We start from the raw sequence: 14,679 nt of genomic DNA on the forward strand, positions 1-14,679 counted from the left end.
GACCACGGAGGTTCTGCCATCAGCTCCCATCAGCCAAGAAAACCATCCGAGATTTATTCCTCTCTATATTAATTATTTTATTAAAATCAATGCTTTTCTATTGTACCATTTTTTAAAGAAATAATGTTGACTGGTTTCACTTTGTTTGACAAATCTTCAAGAAATACGAATGAATGCTGTCACTCTCATCATCTTCAGGATGAAAAGAAAGTCCGATTTGATTGCGATAACGAGCAGCGATGATTTTGCCCTGATGTTTTGACAAAATCTCAACTTCATCTTCTACCTCACTGATGCATGGTGCTCTGATAAAAGTCGCTGGTACTTGACCTAAATCCGCAAAATCAAACGCCGTCGTAAAGCTTCCTAATTGTCTACCGTAGGCATTGCGCTTAACGGTGACTGGCAAAGTTGCTAAATAACGTTTTTCCTGATTTTTCACATTTTCAGCTAGTAAAATCAAGCCAGCGCAAGTCGCAAGAACTGGCAAGTCTTGCTGAATCTTTTCTCGCAAGGGTTCTAAAATCCCCAAGTCAGATAATGGTTTTCCTTGTACCGTTGATTCACCACCTGGAAGCACCAAACCGTCTAGCAGATTTTCCAAATCTTTTAGCTGCCGAATCTCAATTGTCTGTGCACCTAATGAGACTAACTTTGCTTTGTGCTCTGCAAAATCCCCTTGTAGAGCAATTGAATTTCTTCTTCGTTAATGCCGATCTTGGCTTCGCCGAGATTTTCTGATAACTTGGCAAGTAATTTCTTATCTTGATAATTTGTCACAGCTTGAACGATAGCACGCGTACGTTTTTCAGGGTCACCTGAAGCCAACAAAAACACCTTCTGCACCAAGTTGCATCACCAACGCAGCATCTGCTGGCGTAGCCACACCACCCGCCGCTAACAAAACAACTGGTAATTTTCCAGCCTCATGAACTTCTTTGACTAAATCATAAGGAACTTGCAATTCTTTTGCTGCCTGATAGAGTTCATCCGAACGAAGAACTTTAAGACGAACGATTTCTTTTTTCAATGAACGTAAGTGTCGAACCGCTTGGATGACATCACCAGTACCTGGTTCCCCTTTTGAGCGAATCATGCTAGCCCCTTCTGCAATGCGACGAAGAACTTCACCAAGGTTTTTAGCCCCACAGACAAAGGGCACATCAAATTGAGTCTTGTCAATATGATGAAGGTCATCAGCAGGTGATAGCACTTCACTCTCATCAATGTAATCAATCTCAATAGCCTCAAGAATCTGAGCTTCAACAAAATGTCCAATACGAACCTTGGTCATAACTGGAATGAAAACCGCAGCTCAGATATCAGCGGGAATTCTTTCTAGTGCCATAACGGCACAGGCGCCTGCTGCTTCAGCGATTCTTACTTGTTCAGGAGTGGTTACATCCATAATCACTCCACCTTTGAGCATTTGAGTTAATTGCTTGTTAAGTTGATAACGTTGGTCTGCCATAAAAACACCTCATTTACATTTTTATTGCTTTTCATTATAATAAAAACTGACATGGTATCAAGCGTCACTTAAAAACTTTTTTATAGGGTCAGATTGGAGATACTATGCTTACATATTCATTGGATAAAAAGGGTGCTATTCCCCTTTACGAACAACTTTATCGTGCAATCAAAAAAGATATTACCATTGGGATTTTAAAAGCTGGAGAAAAATTACTATCAAAACGTTACCTTGCCAAACGCCTTGGCATATCTATCGTTACGGTTGAAACCAGCTATCAACAATTAAAAGCTGAAGGCTATATTTACAGTCAAGCTAAAAAAGGATTCTTCGTTTCAGAAATCAATCCACATCATCCGCCCGTTGAAAAAAATATAAGGTTACTTTCAAATCCAGAAAGCAGGCCAGATGAAGCCAAAACTTATTTACGACTTAGTAATAACCAGACCAATTCCGAAACCTTTCCATTTGCTACGTGATCAAAATTGTTCATCAAGTTCTTAATAACTGCCAAGATGAGCTTGTTCACCCCTCATCAAGTAAAGGTGTTCTACTACTAAGGCAAGCTATCGCTAAACACCTAAATGACTATCGCGGAATGGCTGTCGACCCACGCCAAATTATCATCGGTGCAGGAACCGAGTATTTGTATACTATTCTCATTCAATTGCTTGGGATTGATAAAACTGTCGCATTTGAGGAGCCAAGTTATTCAAAAATCGGTAAAATTTATCAGCAATTTCACATCAAAAAAATCTTCATTGATATGGAAAATGATGGACTTAGTATGTCACAACTAAGCAAAACCGATGCCGATATTGTCCATCTTTCTCCTTCGCACCAATTTTCTACAGGAGCTATTTTATCTATCGGCAAACGTTATGAGCTATTAAGCTGGGCAAACCAAGGCAATCGTTATATCATTGAGGTTGATTATGATAGTGAATTTCGTTTTCAGGGCTTACCAATTCCTAGCTTACAAGAGATTGATAACCTCGGAAAAGTCATTTATATCAATACTTTTAGCAAAAGCTTGACTTCAACTCTACGTATTAGTTATATGATTTTGCTACCGCAATTATTGGAATGCTTTGAAAAGCAACTTAGCTTTTACAATAACACTGTCTCAAATTTACAACAATATACCCTTTCTTACTTTATCAACAACGGTTATTTTGAAAAGCATTTAAATCGTATGCGACTTTTTTATCAGAAAAAACGTGATAGTCTGATTCAAAGATTATTAGACAGTCCTCTCAAAAATCACATCAGCATTCATGAAGAAGAGTTTGGTTTGCATTTTATTATGACCATAAAAAGTGACCTAGCAGAAGATGACATTTGCAGGCAAGCTCTGGCAAATGGATTGCAAATGACAGCTATTTCTCACTATTATCAAGGGGAAAACAAGCACTTTGACAAGTCTTTCATCGTTAATTATGCTAATATTTCTAATCAAGATATCGAAAGTATCATTAATATTTTATCGCAAATTATTCTTTGATTTTTTTGTAATTTATATTTTTTCCAAACGATTCAAAAAATACTATTGACAGAGTTCGGTTCTTGCTTTAATATAGTATTCAAATCAAATAGCAAACCGAATGATGTCATTCAGGAGAAGAAAGCTTGCCTTTCGCCGAAGGAGTTACGCTCTCAGGTGTCATAGACAGGACTGGGTGATGGACGGACTTCTGGAGAGACCTAGTCATTTTTAATGACACTAGTGACCTTTCATTAGTATGTTTTTAAGGACTGAGTATTGTAATACTAACATGAAAGAACTAGACAGGCGCCGAAGGGGCAAGGCTAGACACACAGCTAGCTCAAACTCTCAGGCAAAAGGACAGAAGATAAGAATCGATTAACAGGTAAGGTGTATTATCTTTGTCAGTCTTCTTATCACTTTTCAGGAGTTATCACTACGATAACTCCTTTTTCTATTCTAACTGTCATCATAGGACGCTATGTTTTATAGGAGACTTATTCGTATATGCTAAACTTTTTTACAATGCTAGATGATATGGTCTGGGGTGCCCCACTGCTTATTCTGTTGGTGGGGACAGGGATTTATTTAACTGTTCGGCTTGGCTTACTCCAGGTTTTAAAATTACCTAAAGCCTTTAAATTAATTTTCGCAGACGACAAAGGTCAAGGGGATATTTCTAGTTTTGCCGCTCTTGCTACTGCTCTTGCAGCAACAGTAGGTACTGGTAACATCGTTGGTGTAGCAACAGCTATCAAAGCTGGTGGTCCTGGAGCCCTATTTTGGATGTGGATTGCTGCTTTCTTTGGAATGGCAACAAAATACTCTGAAGGACTTCTTGCCATCAAATACCGCACACGCGATGATAACGGCGAAGTTTCTGGTGGACCAATGTACTATATCTTAAATGGTATGGGTAAACGCTGGAAACCACTTGCCATTTTCTTTGCTGTCGCTGGTATCCTTGTTGCTTACTTTGGTATTGGTACTTTCTCACAAGTTAACTCAATTGCTTCATCACTTGAAAATTCATTTGGCTTAGCGCCACAGATTGTAAGTATTGTTGTTGCTGTAATTGTTGCCATCATTATCTTCGGTGGAATCAAATCAATTTCAAAAGTTGCCGAGAAAGTTGTTCCTTTCATGGCGATTATCTACATCCTTGCAACTTTAGCTGTCATATTTACAAACTTCGATCAAATTCTTCCAGCATTTGGTCAAATCTTCACTGGTGCTTTTACTGGTACGGCTGCTGTCGGTGGTTTTGCTGGTGCCGTTGTTAAAGAAGCCATCCAAAAAGGTATCGCGCGTGGGGTCTTCTCAAATGAATCTGGTCTAGGTTCAGCTCCGATTGCTGCTGCCGCTGCTAAAACAGAAGAACCTGTTGAACAAGGTCTTGTCTCAATGACTGGTACTTTTATTGATACGATTATCATTTGTACTTTGACTGGTCTTTCAATCATCGTTACTGAGAAATGGACTGTAGCTGGTCTAGAAGGTGCCCCTCTGACTCAAGCAGCATTCTCATCTCTCTTTGGAACTCCTGGTGCTCTTGCTTTAACTTTCTGTCTTGTTTTATTTGCCTTTACGACAATTCTTGGTTGGTCTTACTACGGTGAACGCTGCTTTGAATTCCTTTTCGGAACAAAACACATCAAACTTTATCGCGTTATTTTTGTCATCATGGTTGCTCTTGGTGGATTCTTAAAACTTGAGCTTATCTGGATTATTGCTGATATCGTTAATGGTCTTATGGCTCTACCAAACCTTATCGCTCTACTTGCTCTGTCACCGGTTATTATCCGTGAAACAAAAAATTATTTTTCTCGCATGAAATAAAGCAAACACTCCTGAACGATTTCAGGAGTGTTTTTTAATGTGATTCTAGGTATTGTTCAGTCACTTGAAAAACACCTGATTTAGCATTCGATGGTGCTATAAAGTTTGCAGCAGCTTTTACTGCCTCGCTAGCATTTTCCATCACATAAGAATATTTCGCTAAGCGTAACATAGCGATATCGTTATCGCCGTCTCCAAATGTCATGACTTGTTCAGCTGAAATGCTGTATTTATCCTTGTTGGCAGTGATTACTTGTCTTTTCGTGCCATAATCACTGCCGCTTGCTTTAGGGTGTCTAATTGCATTTCGACTTCTTTATTGCGTTTTCTGAGTTGAATCAGTTCCCGTTGTTCATCTGTCATATTATCAACAGACTTGAAGGAACCCGTTAGTTTGGCTTGTCTGACCCACTTATCGAAGGTTGAGGGCGTTAACTCATATTCTTTGATAAGCTCACTTCATTTCATTCCAGCATTGTGGGGGTCAACAATTTGTTGTTTAAAGTCATCGGTGAAGTAGCGACGTATTTTTCTAGACATATCTGTTCTCCTGTTTTCTTTAGTGTAGAACACTTTATAAATTCTGTCTAGTTTAGTGTAACCGATTCAATTACTAGAACAGCCCGTCCATCATGCGGATGAAACCAGCTAACTTACTATTGCACCTTCTTATCTGGTAAGGATGAGAAAGAAGGAATCACTCTTTATCATCACGATAAGCGTCGTAGTGGGCTAGTTGCCCAAGAATTTCTAAGTGATTACGCTGGTTATGTTCATTGCGATATACATGGGGCTTATCGTCAATTGGAGAATGCCAAGTTAGTTGGTTGTTGGGCTCATGTGAGACGGAAATTTTTTGAGGCAACACCAAAGCAAGCAGATAAGAGTTCTCTGGCGTTCAAAGGGCTGTGCTATTGTGATAAGATGTTTGCCTTAGAGGAGTCATGGGCTGATTTATCTTTACAAGATCGCCTGATGAAACGCCAAGATGAGTTAGAACCTTTGATGGCAGAGTTCTTTGACTGGTGTCGCAGGCAGGCTGTTCTTCCAGGCTCTAAGTTGGGACGTGCCATTGAATATAGCCTTAAGTACGAAGAAACGTTTAGAGCTGTACTTAAAGATGGTAGTCTGGACTTATCCAATAATATGGCGGAACGTGCGATCAAGTCTTTGGTTATGAGACGTAAAAATTGGCTCTTTTCACAAAGCTTTGAGGGCGCTAAATCAAGTGCTATCATTATGTCTCTATTGGCAACAGCTAAACGACATCACTTGGATAGCAAAAATATATAGGTTACCTACTAGAGAATCTTCCGAATGAGGAGATATTCGCCAAAAAGAAAGTTCTAGAGGCTTATTTGCCATGGGCAGAGAAGGTACAACAAAATTGTAGATAACAAAATCTTCCAGAGTCAGTGAACTTGGGAAGATTTTAATATACCTTGTTATTGGGCGCTTACTAAATATCTCCTTTAGACACACTCAGAAAATTATTAATCTAAAAAATCCCATTATTCCCGACAAATGACAGAAATATAGCAAAAAAAACCAACCAATAGGGCTTTTTTGCTATATTATACCGGCGGCCGGGGTCGAACCGGCACGTCCTTGCGGACACTGGATTTTGAGTGCGATACCGATATTTTTTTAAGCCAGAGATGCTAATTTAGTAGGCTTACTATCACTTAATTTCTTTAAAAATATGAAAGTTTTCTTCTCTTTAGATACTTTTTAGAAACTCTATAAATATAATAAAAAATTTTGGGTATAGAAATTTGAGGTTAGTTAAAGAAAGCATCTAAAGTCTTATAAATTTTATCATATCATAGGGTTTATCATTTTTTGTTTGTTATAGAAAATCAGACTAAATTAGATTTTATTGACAAAAATTTACCAAATTTTGGTATTTTAAATGTGAGTACAAAATAGAATTTATTAAAAAAGTAATAGATTCTGCTGTGTATTTACTGTTTATTATAAAATGGCAATATTTCTTTTTGGGCTAGCTCAAAAAGAATAACTAACGAGTTCTAGTCTATCAATGAACTTGTTGTCTTATAACCCTTACTAAACTTAATGACATTAGGTTTGGTCTATCCTACCTATTTATCAAAAGTTAGGGGGGTTAAACTGTATTCTCTAATCGAATCTTGCCACCTTTGGGTAGTATTGTATAATGTAGATCAACGATTTTGTTGTTTAAAGTTCCCCTTGAAACAACGAGATTTTCTAGACATCAGATTCTTCTTACTTAATATAGAATACTCTATAAATTCTGTCTAGTTTAATGTAATATTCATTTTACTCGTTACTAGGAAATTGTATCAAAAAAAGTAAGCATTTCTCCTGTCTCTCAAAGCGGTAAAGAATCCCTTCGTGCTCCAATAAGCTTTTAACTACAAAGAGGCCTAGACCAGAGCCCTGTGCCCTTTTATTGCTTGTATTCAAGAAGGATTGGATAAATTTTTCTTGTTCCTCTGGATTACAGCTGTTTTCAATGGAAATCCAGCCCTCCTTCTCAGCGATCCTCACGTAACCACCTTGAGTAGAATGCTTGATGGCATTGCTGAGAAGATTAGACAGGATAAGTTTGAGAGCAGAGGGGTTGAGGTAAGCCTGCTGGTTCGTCAATTGATTTTGCACCAAAAGCTTCCGCTCTTTGGCAAGTAGGCTGTAGTTCTGTATTAGCTCTTTTGTTATATCCAGCAAAGAAATCTCTTCTTTTTCGTCCCGTAGCTCCTGAACGGAAGAAAGGGTTAATATTTGCAAGACATTATGGCTGAGTTCATCAACTATTTCTGAAGCCACAGCTAGGTAGCGGTCTCGGTCTTTATAGCGTCCTATATTCTCTTGCATATTTTCAATGAGGATTTTCAGGCTGGTGAGGGGTGTTTTTAGTTCATGTGAGGCCCCACGCAAAAACTCCACCTTCATGTGTTCAAGCTGGAGAACAGCCGTATTTTTCTCGTGCAAATCTGCAATAACCATCAAGAGATGCTGGTAGAGACTATTGATTTGTTCCTTTAAATCACCAATCTCATCTTTAGAATCCACACACAGACGAACCTCGGCATCTAAGTCCATCATGCGGCGAGTCACCCGCTTGATTTCTAAAATTGGTGCGACAATGGTGCGAGCATAGATGTAGGCGATGAGCAGTGAAATCAGAAAAGAAGCCAGCAAAGTATACGGAAGAAACTGAAGACTAATCTGCTCTGCCTCCTTTTGCAAATCCATAGAAGCTAGAAACTGGAGAGTCATGCTTTGACCGTCCTGAGTCGTTACCTCTCGCTCCTCGATGACCACAGATGTCGTCTGACGGTCAGGGTCCAAGGGAATATCGTCTGCGATCTCTATCCTGTCCTCGGTCACCTCCCCCTTGACTGAAATCAAGATGTCACTGGTCTCAGAGTAAACAGCCAGCACCCGCTCAATCGTCCTCTTATCCTGTCCATCAAGTGACTGGGCAATCTTAGTTGCCTTTTTGACAATGACTTCCCGCCTGTTACCTTGATAGGTGATGGGAAAGAGAAAATATATGGCCGAGTGGAGGCAAATGACCAGAATACTAAAAATAGAGAAAGTGTAGATAAAAATCTTTTTAAATAAACTGAGTCGCTTCATTTTCTTTCCAATTTATAGCCAACATTTCTAACGGTATGGATACAATCTAGGTGCAACTTTTTGCGCAAACCCTTGATGTAGACATCAATCACTCGTTCAAAAGGAACCTCATCTGTTGCCTTCCACACTGCATCAATAATCTGTGTTCGTGTCAAGACACATCCTTCATTTTTGACCAAATAATCTAGAATTTCTAATTCTTTGGCATTAATAGCCACTTCTTCTCCTGCTAGACTTGCACTGTAACTCTCAAAGTCCACTCGCGTATCCTTGTAAATAAAGACTCGTCCCTTATCATAATAGCGCTTAAAAATCGCATCCACTCTCACTTTCAAAAGAGATAGAGAAAAGGGTTTCTCCAGATAACCATCCGCTAAGGAAGCAAAAGCACTCATCTTGTATTCTTCGTCCTGAAAAGCTGTCAACATCAGAACAGGAACCTGACTGATTTTACGAATCTCAACTAAGACTTCTAAGCCACTGAGCTTAGGCATTTGAATATCCAGTAATACCAGAGCAATTTCATAACTAGAAAATTGCTCCAAGGCCTCCTGACCATCTGCTGCCTGAATAGTTTCATAGCCACAGTCTGTCAAATAATCACTAATCCCCTCACGGATCATATCTTCATCTTCTACAATTAAAATCTTCATAGAAAAATATTTCTCATTCCTTTAAATTTCTTTTCAATCATCTCCATTCTAAAGACAAGTGCAGTTATGGAGAGTAGATACATAAAAATGCTACCTATATTATACCCCTTATACCCCGTTTAGGGGAGAATAGGTAGCAAGTTTTTTTATTCAATATCGAGCAAGAGTTCTTTTGGTTGTTTTCTGAGGAGATTGATTGAAGCAAGTGTCATCACTAACACAACTAAAACTAAGACAAGAATAAAGATGATGATAAAGTCTGATGTCTGAATAGAAATGTCTAAGCTTGATAGAGTTTTACTAAATCCATCTACTTCTGCACCACCACCAAGGTTAGAAACTTGAGCTGCCTTGCTGGCTTGTTTGGTAACTCCAGAAGTCACATTGGCAAGAACCGTGTTTCCAATAGCACGAGCTGTATAGTTGGATAGGAAATAAGCAGAAACAAGAGCTGGGATTGCAATCAAGATAGATTCGGTAATAAATTGACCCAAGATACTTGCTTGCTTGAGACCAATAGAGAGGAGAATTCCCACTTCTTTGCGTCTAGCATTAATCCAGAGACTAAGAAGAAGGGCTAATAGGAGAACAGAGAAACTCAAGCTACCCCAGAAGAGGAGGTTGGCCATCTTGTACATACCTGAGATAGACTGCTCAAGAGCTGGGTAGTTAGAGGAGCTCTTAACGAGGGTATAGTTCTTCCAGTTGATACCACTGATACCATTCAACTCCTTCATGACATCATCCAAGTTCTTGTCCGCTGTTACAAAGAAAGTTGCATCCTCATAAATAGCAGTTTCTTCTGTGTAGCCGTATAGTTTAGCAGCAGTATGGATATCTGTAATAGCTGTATTTTCGTAGAGCTCTTGTGAGTAGGTAACCGCGGACTGATTGTGACCATCAAAGAGACCTTTGATTGTTACTTCAACCGTTTCTTTAGCACCTTTTTCATTATCAGCATCATAAATATTGGAGTCAAGTTTGACCTTATCCCCTACTTTCCAACCATGTTTCGCTGCTAAATCCTTATGCATAAGGATTTTGTCCTTGTCATCATTGGTTAAGTGCTCTCCTTCAACCAATTTATAAGAACCTGAGACGAACTTATCTTCTTTTGATGAATCGTTGACACCTGTCAGCATCAAACTACTTCCAAAACGTTTAGCACGATCAGCAGTTAGATTTTTCTTAGTCTCTGGCGTTTCAATGAGGTCATATCCAGTCAAATCCCCGATAGCATTGATTCGCTTCACATAAGATTCAATAGCCTTGTTTTCAGTGATTTTTTTGATGTCTTCACCCTTAATATTTCCTGCACCACGTGGCGTTCCTTGATTAACGCGACGGTTAATTTGCATGGAAAAACTATTGGTGATATTTTTAAAAGTCTCCTGAGAAGCCTTAGCCGTAGCTCCCTTGATCGACAAACCGACTAGACTCAAGCTCGCCATGAGGAGAATGATAAGGAAGATAACAATAGATTTGAAAAACTTCCTTGTGACATAGGCAAATGCGTTGTGTAACATAGGTTCCCTTTCTAGATTTGATTCGATTTTATAGTTCTATCAAAACAAGTTCATATTATTTGCTAGTATTGCGAGCTTCAGAAAGCTTTTTATCCTTCAATTCAAGTGTAATATCTGACGCTTGTGCCACTTCTTTACTGTGGGTTACGACGATAACACATTTACCTGTTTTTTGGGCAAGTGATTTGAGAAGATCGATAATATCTCCAGCAGTCTTAGGATCCAGATTTCCTGTTGGCTCATCAGCTAGAATAACTGGAGCTTCTGAAACAAGACTGCGAGCGATGGCTACACGTTGTTGTTGTCCACCTGATAACTGGAGAACATTCCGATTGATCTGGCTTTCATCCAAACCAAGCTCAAGAAGTATATCCTTGCTTGTCTTTTTGTTGACCAAGCGGATATTTTCCAGCGGAGAAAGATAATCTATCAAGTTATAATTTTGAAAGACTAGGGAAATATGATGCATACGATGGTAAGAATATCCCTTGTTACGAATATCCTCTCCTTGGAAAAGGATAGTTCCTTCGACAGGGCTATCTAAGCCAGCAAGAAGGGACAATAGAGTGGATTTCCCTGCTCCAGACTCCCCAATGATGCTATAAAATTTTCCGGGTTCAAAATTATACTTGATCTGATATAAAACTGCTTCAGCAGTATTCTTATAACGGTAGGTAACATCTTGTAATTCTAATAAAGTCATGATTTCTCCTTCTTAACTAATAGACGATAAAATTTCCTTCGGTGTTTTTCTAAATAAAAAGATAAAACAGAGAGTGACAGATAAGCAACTAATTAGTAGCAAAAATACATAGGATTCTGTAAATGATAGGATACTACTGGATAGGCCACTTGCTTTGGCTAGGGTGTCTTGAAGAGCTGCCTGATCTCCACTTGCGAGTAGAGTTCGAAGCAGGTAGGACGCAATGGCATTTCCTGCAATAAAGGATGGAAGCAGAGCTCCAACTGATACCAAAACCACCTCTAAACAGAACTGTAGGAAAATCGAACTTTTCCCTTTTCCAAGTGCCAATAGGATTCCGACCTCATAAACCCGCTCTCTCAACCAGAGAGATAAGACCAAAATCAAAGCCCCTGCTCCTGCTATCATAATCCCGTAGAGGAAGATGGTCAGGAAGGTTTGGAAGGTCGCAACTGAATCTTTAATTTGCTCAAACGCCTTGTTTTCCTTCTCTACTTGGTAGCCTTGATTTTCCAGAGACAAGTTTTCCACTTGTTCCAAGAGGCCACCCATTTCCTTGGGATTTTTTAGGTAGAAACGAGCTGTGCTAACTTGAGGTTCGCTATTTTCCAAGAGACTTTGACTGCTTTCATAGTCGATAAAGACATTATTTTCACTAAAGTCAGAGGACATGCCCGTAAATTTCTCTTGCTTTTTACCAGAAAAAATTCCAACAATCTCAAACTCAACAGTTTGTCCTTTTCCTGATTCAGACTGACCTGCATCTAAGCGAATCTTGTCATTGAGAGAGAGACCATTTTTCTTGGCTAATTCTTCGTGAATCAAGATTTTTTTTGAATCCCCTTTTTGAAGGTGGCGTCCTTCTTTTAGGTTAAAGGCCGAACTTGTAAAGGTTACATCCCTGGAAGAATCCTCTAACGCAGTTAAGCCGACCAAGTTCTTGTCCACAGCTGACAAATCATTACGTTCTACGCTCTGCTCACCACTCACTGCTTCCTTGTCTTTTAGTTTTGCGATTGTTTCTAATTCTGGTGAAACTTTTTCAAGTCCCTTAATCTTTCTCACAGCCTCTAGGTCTGACAACTTGAAAGTTTGACCATTCTCTATCTTCTTAATGGAAAAAGATGTATTGAGCGATTTGTAAAGATTGTTTTCTACTGTTTTGTTGGACTTCATCAGAGTCAAACAGGCTGAAATTCCGGCCAAAAGGACGAATAAAATCAGAAATAAAATAAAATTTCTCAGTCGTTTTCTGCTGACATAAGCCCAAGCTCTTTGGGTTGGATTCATCTAATACCTCCATCATTAATGACTTCATCTAGTTTTCTACTCACCTAGACGTTGAATTATCTTAATCGAGCCTAAGTTCTACATCTACTAAACTAACTATAAGTCTATTATAAAAGGCAATTGTGAAATGTTTATGAAATCTACAAAAAAATTCTAAGTGAAAATAATATTGCTTATTATAGACGTTCGTCAACAAAAATATATCCATTAACTCGTGGTACTAGTCGATTTCAAAGTATTTCAATTATAGGAAATTCAGGGTAAGCCAAGATAAAGAGTTATATATAGTTCTTATAAAAATAAGAACACAGACTGAAGACAAAGCCCTTGGGAACAACAGTTTCTAAGGGCTTTTGTGTGGATTAGCGATATAATAAAGATAATAATAGCTATGAGGTGAGCCTATGTTCCATAAAGAAAATCCCGATTATAATCGTAAGCAAGTTGGTTTTTACACCTTAGATGACTTGATTCCAGCAGACCATTTATTACGCCAGATTGACCGTGTGATTGATTTCTCTTTTATTTATGACTTGGTAGAAGACACTTATTCTCACGAAACAGGTCGTCCTAGTCTCGACCCTATGATGGTCATCAAAATCCTATTAATCCAATGCCTCTTTGGGATTCATTCAATGCGCCAAACCATTAAGGAGATTGAAGTCAATGTAGCTTATCGCTGGTTTTTAGGCTTAACATTACCACTTATGGCAAAAACTACAGTTGTCGGTTTCAAGATAAACAAGTGGTTGAAGTCATTTTTAGTCATGTCTTAGGCTGCTGTATCAATGCTGACTTAATTGACCCAAGTGAGATTTTTATCGATGGCACTTATATTAAAGCAGCTGCTAATAATCACAAATACATCAATCAAGAAGTTAAACAACAAGCTAAATTCATGGCGAATCAACTCGAACTTGAAATCAATCGTGACCGTTAGAAACACGCAAAAAAGTGGCTAGGGCTCGCCAAAGAAAAAGAGCCCGAAACTAAAAAAGTCTCAACGACAGACCCAGAAAGTGGCTGGTTTCATAAGGGAGAACATAAACAAGTCTTTGCTTATAATGCCCAAGTTGCCTGTGATAAGCATGGTTGGGCGCTAGCCTATAGCGTGACAGCTAGAAATGTCCATGATAGTCAAGCTTTTCCAGCTCTTTTTGCTCAACTCAAAGCCTTTCAACCAACCTACTTAATCGCAGATGCAGGTTATAAAACACTAACGATTGCTCATTATTTACTCTCTCAAAAGGTTATTCCTGTTTTTCCTTATACGCGTCCTCATGGTAAGAAAGCCAAGCTACGTCCTAAGGATTTTATTTATGATGATTATTATGACTGTTACCTTTGCCCTGAAAATCAGGTATTAACTTACCGAACTACCAACCATCAAGGTTATCGTGAGTACCAAAGTCAACCAGAAGAATGTCAGAATTGTCCTTGACTAAGCCAGTGTACGACGAGTCAACCCCATCAAAAAGTGGTTATCCGTCATGTTTGGAAAGCTGACTTAGAGATTTGTGAAGATATCTGACATCATCGGGGAATGATTGACCGTTACCGAAAACACAAGGAAACCATTGAACGCTTATTTGAGACAGCTAAAGAATATCATAATTTACGTTATACCAGAGAAAGAGGCAAGTCCAAAATGGAGGCAAAAGTTGGACTCACTTTAGCATGCTTATATCTTAAAAAAATCGCCAAATGGCTGGCAGGATAGCCTTTTTATTTTGCCTAAAATTACTGAAATGAGGTTTATTCAACATCAAAAACTTCAAAAGACAGAAAAAGACAAACCTCAGAAATAGAGTTTGTCTTCAATTTGAGCACCTTTTGAGTGCCAGTTTCTTGCCTGCTGAACTCGTAAAATTTACTCCCCCATTTACTCCCCCATGAAGAAATTGTATAAGGATTTATGAAAATAGAAAAAATTGAAAACGTGATAATATCAACGTTTATAAGCATTTATGAAAATGTATGCTTATGTCGTAGCACTTTACCATAAAGTCTCGTCATTCTCACTTATCACCCTCTGAGCTAGGTGAAACTAGTGCCTATTTGAAGATCGTGAAAAAGCCTGCTGAGAT

8 protein-coding genes, 5 pseudogenes and 1 riboswitch are annotated in these 14,679 nt (G+C 38.7%); of the genes and pseudogenes, 4 read left to right on the forward strand and 9 right to left on the reverse strand.

Annotated features, from left to right (window positions below; genetic code table 11):
* Window positions 1-136: 136 nt before the first annotated feature.
* Window positions 137-691, reverse strand: a complete 555-nt coding sequence (gene pdxT, locus DQN23_RS04745) for a pyridoxal 5'-phosphate synthase glutaminase subunit PdxT (RefSeq protein ID WP_111712825.1) — start codon at window positions 689-691, stop codon at window positions 137-139.
* A pseudogene (locus DQN23_RS04750) lies at window positions 649-1,471 on the reverse strand (pyridoxal 5'-phosphate synthase subunit PdxS). Before DQN23_RS04750 ends, pdxT begins: the two are co-directional and overlap by 43 nt.
* Window positions 1,472-1,575: 104 nt before the next feature.
* Between DQN23_RS04750 and pdxR the strand changes: the two are divergent.
* Together pdxR and DQN23_RS04760 are read left to right on the forward strand one after the other, a co-directional pair.
* Window positions 1,576-2,975 (forward strand): annotated as a pseudogene (pdxR, locus tag DQN23_RS04755) (MocR-like pyridoxine biosynthesis transcription factor PdxR).
* A 180-nt stretch (window positions 2,976-3,155) separates the two neighbouring features.
* A riboswitch (glycine riboswitch) is annotated at window positions 3,156-3,331 on the forward strand.
* Between the two features lie 133 nt (window positions 3,332-3,464).
* On the forward strand, window positions 3,465-4,796 hold the full coding sequence (locus DQN23_RS04760) for an alanine/glycine:cation symporter family protein (RefSeq protein WP_058813967.1): 1,332 nt from the start codon (window positions 3,465-3,467) through the stop codon (window positions 4,794-4,796).
* A gap of 34 nt (window positions 4,797-4,830) precedes the next feature.
* Here the strand turns inward: DQN23_RS04760 and DQN23_RS09145 are convergent, their stop codons facing one another.
* The gene (locus tag DQN23_RS09145; RefSeq protein ID WP_197712758.1) at window positions 4,831-5,001 is read right to left on the reverse strand and encodes an HAD hydrolase family protein; all 171 of its coding nucleotides are present in this window, start codon (window positions 4,999-5,001) and stop codon (window positions 4,831-4,833) included.
* Between the two features lie 9 nt (window positions 5,002-5,010).
* A pseudogene (locus DQN23_RS09150) lies at window positions 5,011-5,336 on the reverse strand (transposase); the annotation flags it as partial.
* A gap of 67 nt (window positions 5,337-5,403) precedes the next feature.
* Here DQN23_RS09150 and tnpC point away from each other — a divergent pair.
* Window positions 5,404-6,193 (forward strand): annotated as a pseudogene (gene tnpC / locus DQN23_RS04770) (IS66 family transposase); the annotation flags it as partial.
* Window positions 6,194-7,097: 904 nt separating this feature from the next.
* Here tnpC and vncS read toward each other — a convergent pair.
* From vncS to DQN23_RS04795, 5 genes are all read right to left on the reverse strand, one after another.
* The gene (gene vncS / locus DQN23_RS04775; protein WP_020916851.1) at window positions 7,098-8,420 is read right to left on the reverse strand and encodes a sensor histidine kinase VncS; all 1,323 of its coding nucleotides are present in this window, start codon (window positions 8,418-8,420) and stop codon (window positions 7,098-7,100) included.
* Window positions 8,417-9,073, reverse strand: a complete 657-nt coding sequence (gene vncR / locus DQN23_RS04780) for a response regulator transcription factor VncR (RefSeq protein ID WP_111712826.1) — start codon at window positions 9,071-9,073, stop codon at window positions 8,417-8,419. The genes vncS and vncR overlap by 4 nt, the downstream gene beginning before the upstream one ends.
* A gap of 146 nt (window positions 9,074-9,219) precedes the next feature.
* Window positions 9,220-10,599: an ABC transporter permease subunit Vex3 gene (gene vex3 / locus DQN23_RS04785; RefSeq protein ID WP_111712827.1), complete on the reverse strand. Its 1,380-nt coding sequence runs from the start codon at window positions 10,597-10,599 to the stop codon at window positions 9,220-9,222.
* Between the two features lie 55 nt (window positions 10,600-10,654).
* Window positions 10,655-11,302 (reverse strand): ABC transporter ATP-binding subunit Vex2, encoded by a 648-nt coding sequence (gene vex2 / locus DQN23_RS04790; RefSeq protein WP_058832974.1) that lies wholly within the window; start codon window positions 11,300-11,302, stop codon window positions 10,655-10,657.
* 12 nt (window positions 11,303-11,314) lie between these two features.
* Window positions 11,315-12,592 (reverse strand): ABC transporter permease, encoded by a 1,278-nt coding sequence (locus tag DQN23_RS04795; RefSeq protein WP_111712828.1) that lies wholly within the window; start codon window positions 12,590-12,592, stop codon window positions 11,315-11,317.
* Window positions 12,593-12,996: 404 nt separating this feature from the next.
* On the opposite strand from DQN23_RS04795, the pseudogene DQN23_RS04800 reads away from it, so the two are divergent.
* Window positions 12,997-14,344 (forward strand): annotated as a pseudogene (locus DQN23_RS04800) (IS1182 family transposase).
* The last annotated feature ends 335 nt before the right edge of the window (window positions 14,345-14,679 follow it).

The sequence above is a fragment of the Streptococcus lutetiensis genome (genome assembly GCF_900475675.1).
GTDB classification, from domain to species: domain Bacteria; phylum Bacillota; class Bacilli; order Lactobacillales; family Streptococcaceae; genus Streptococcus; species Streptococcus lutetiensis.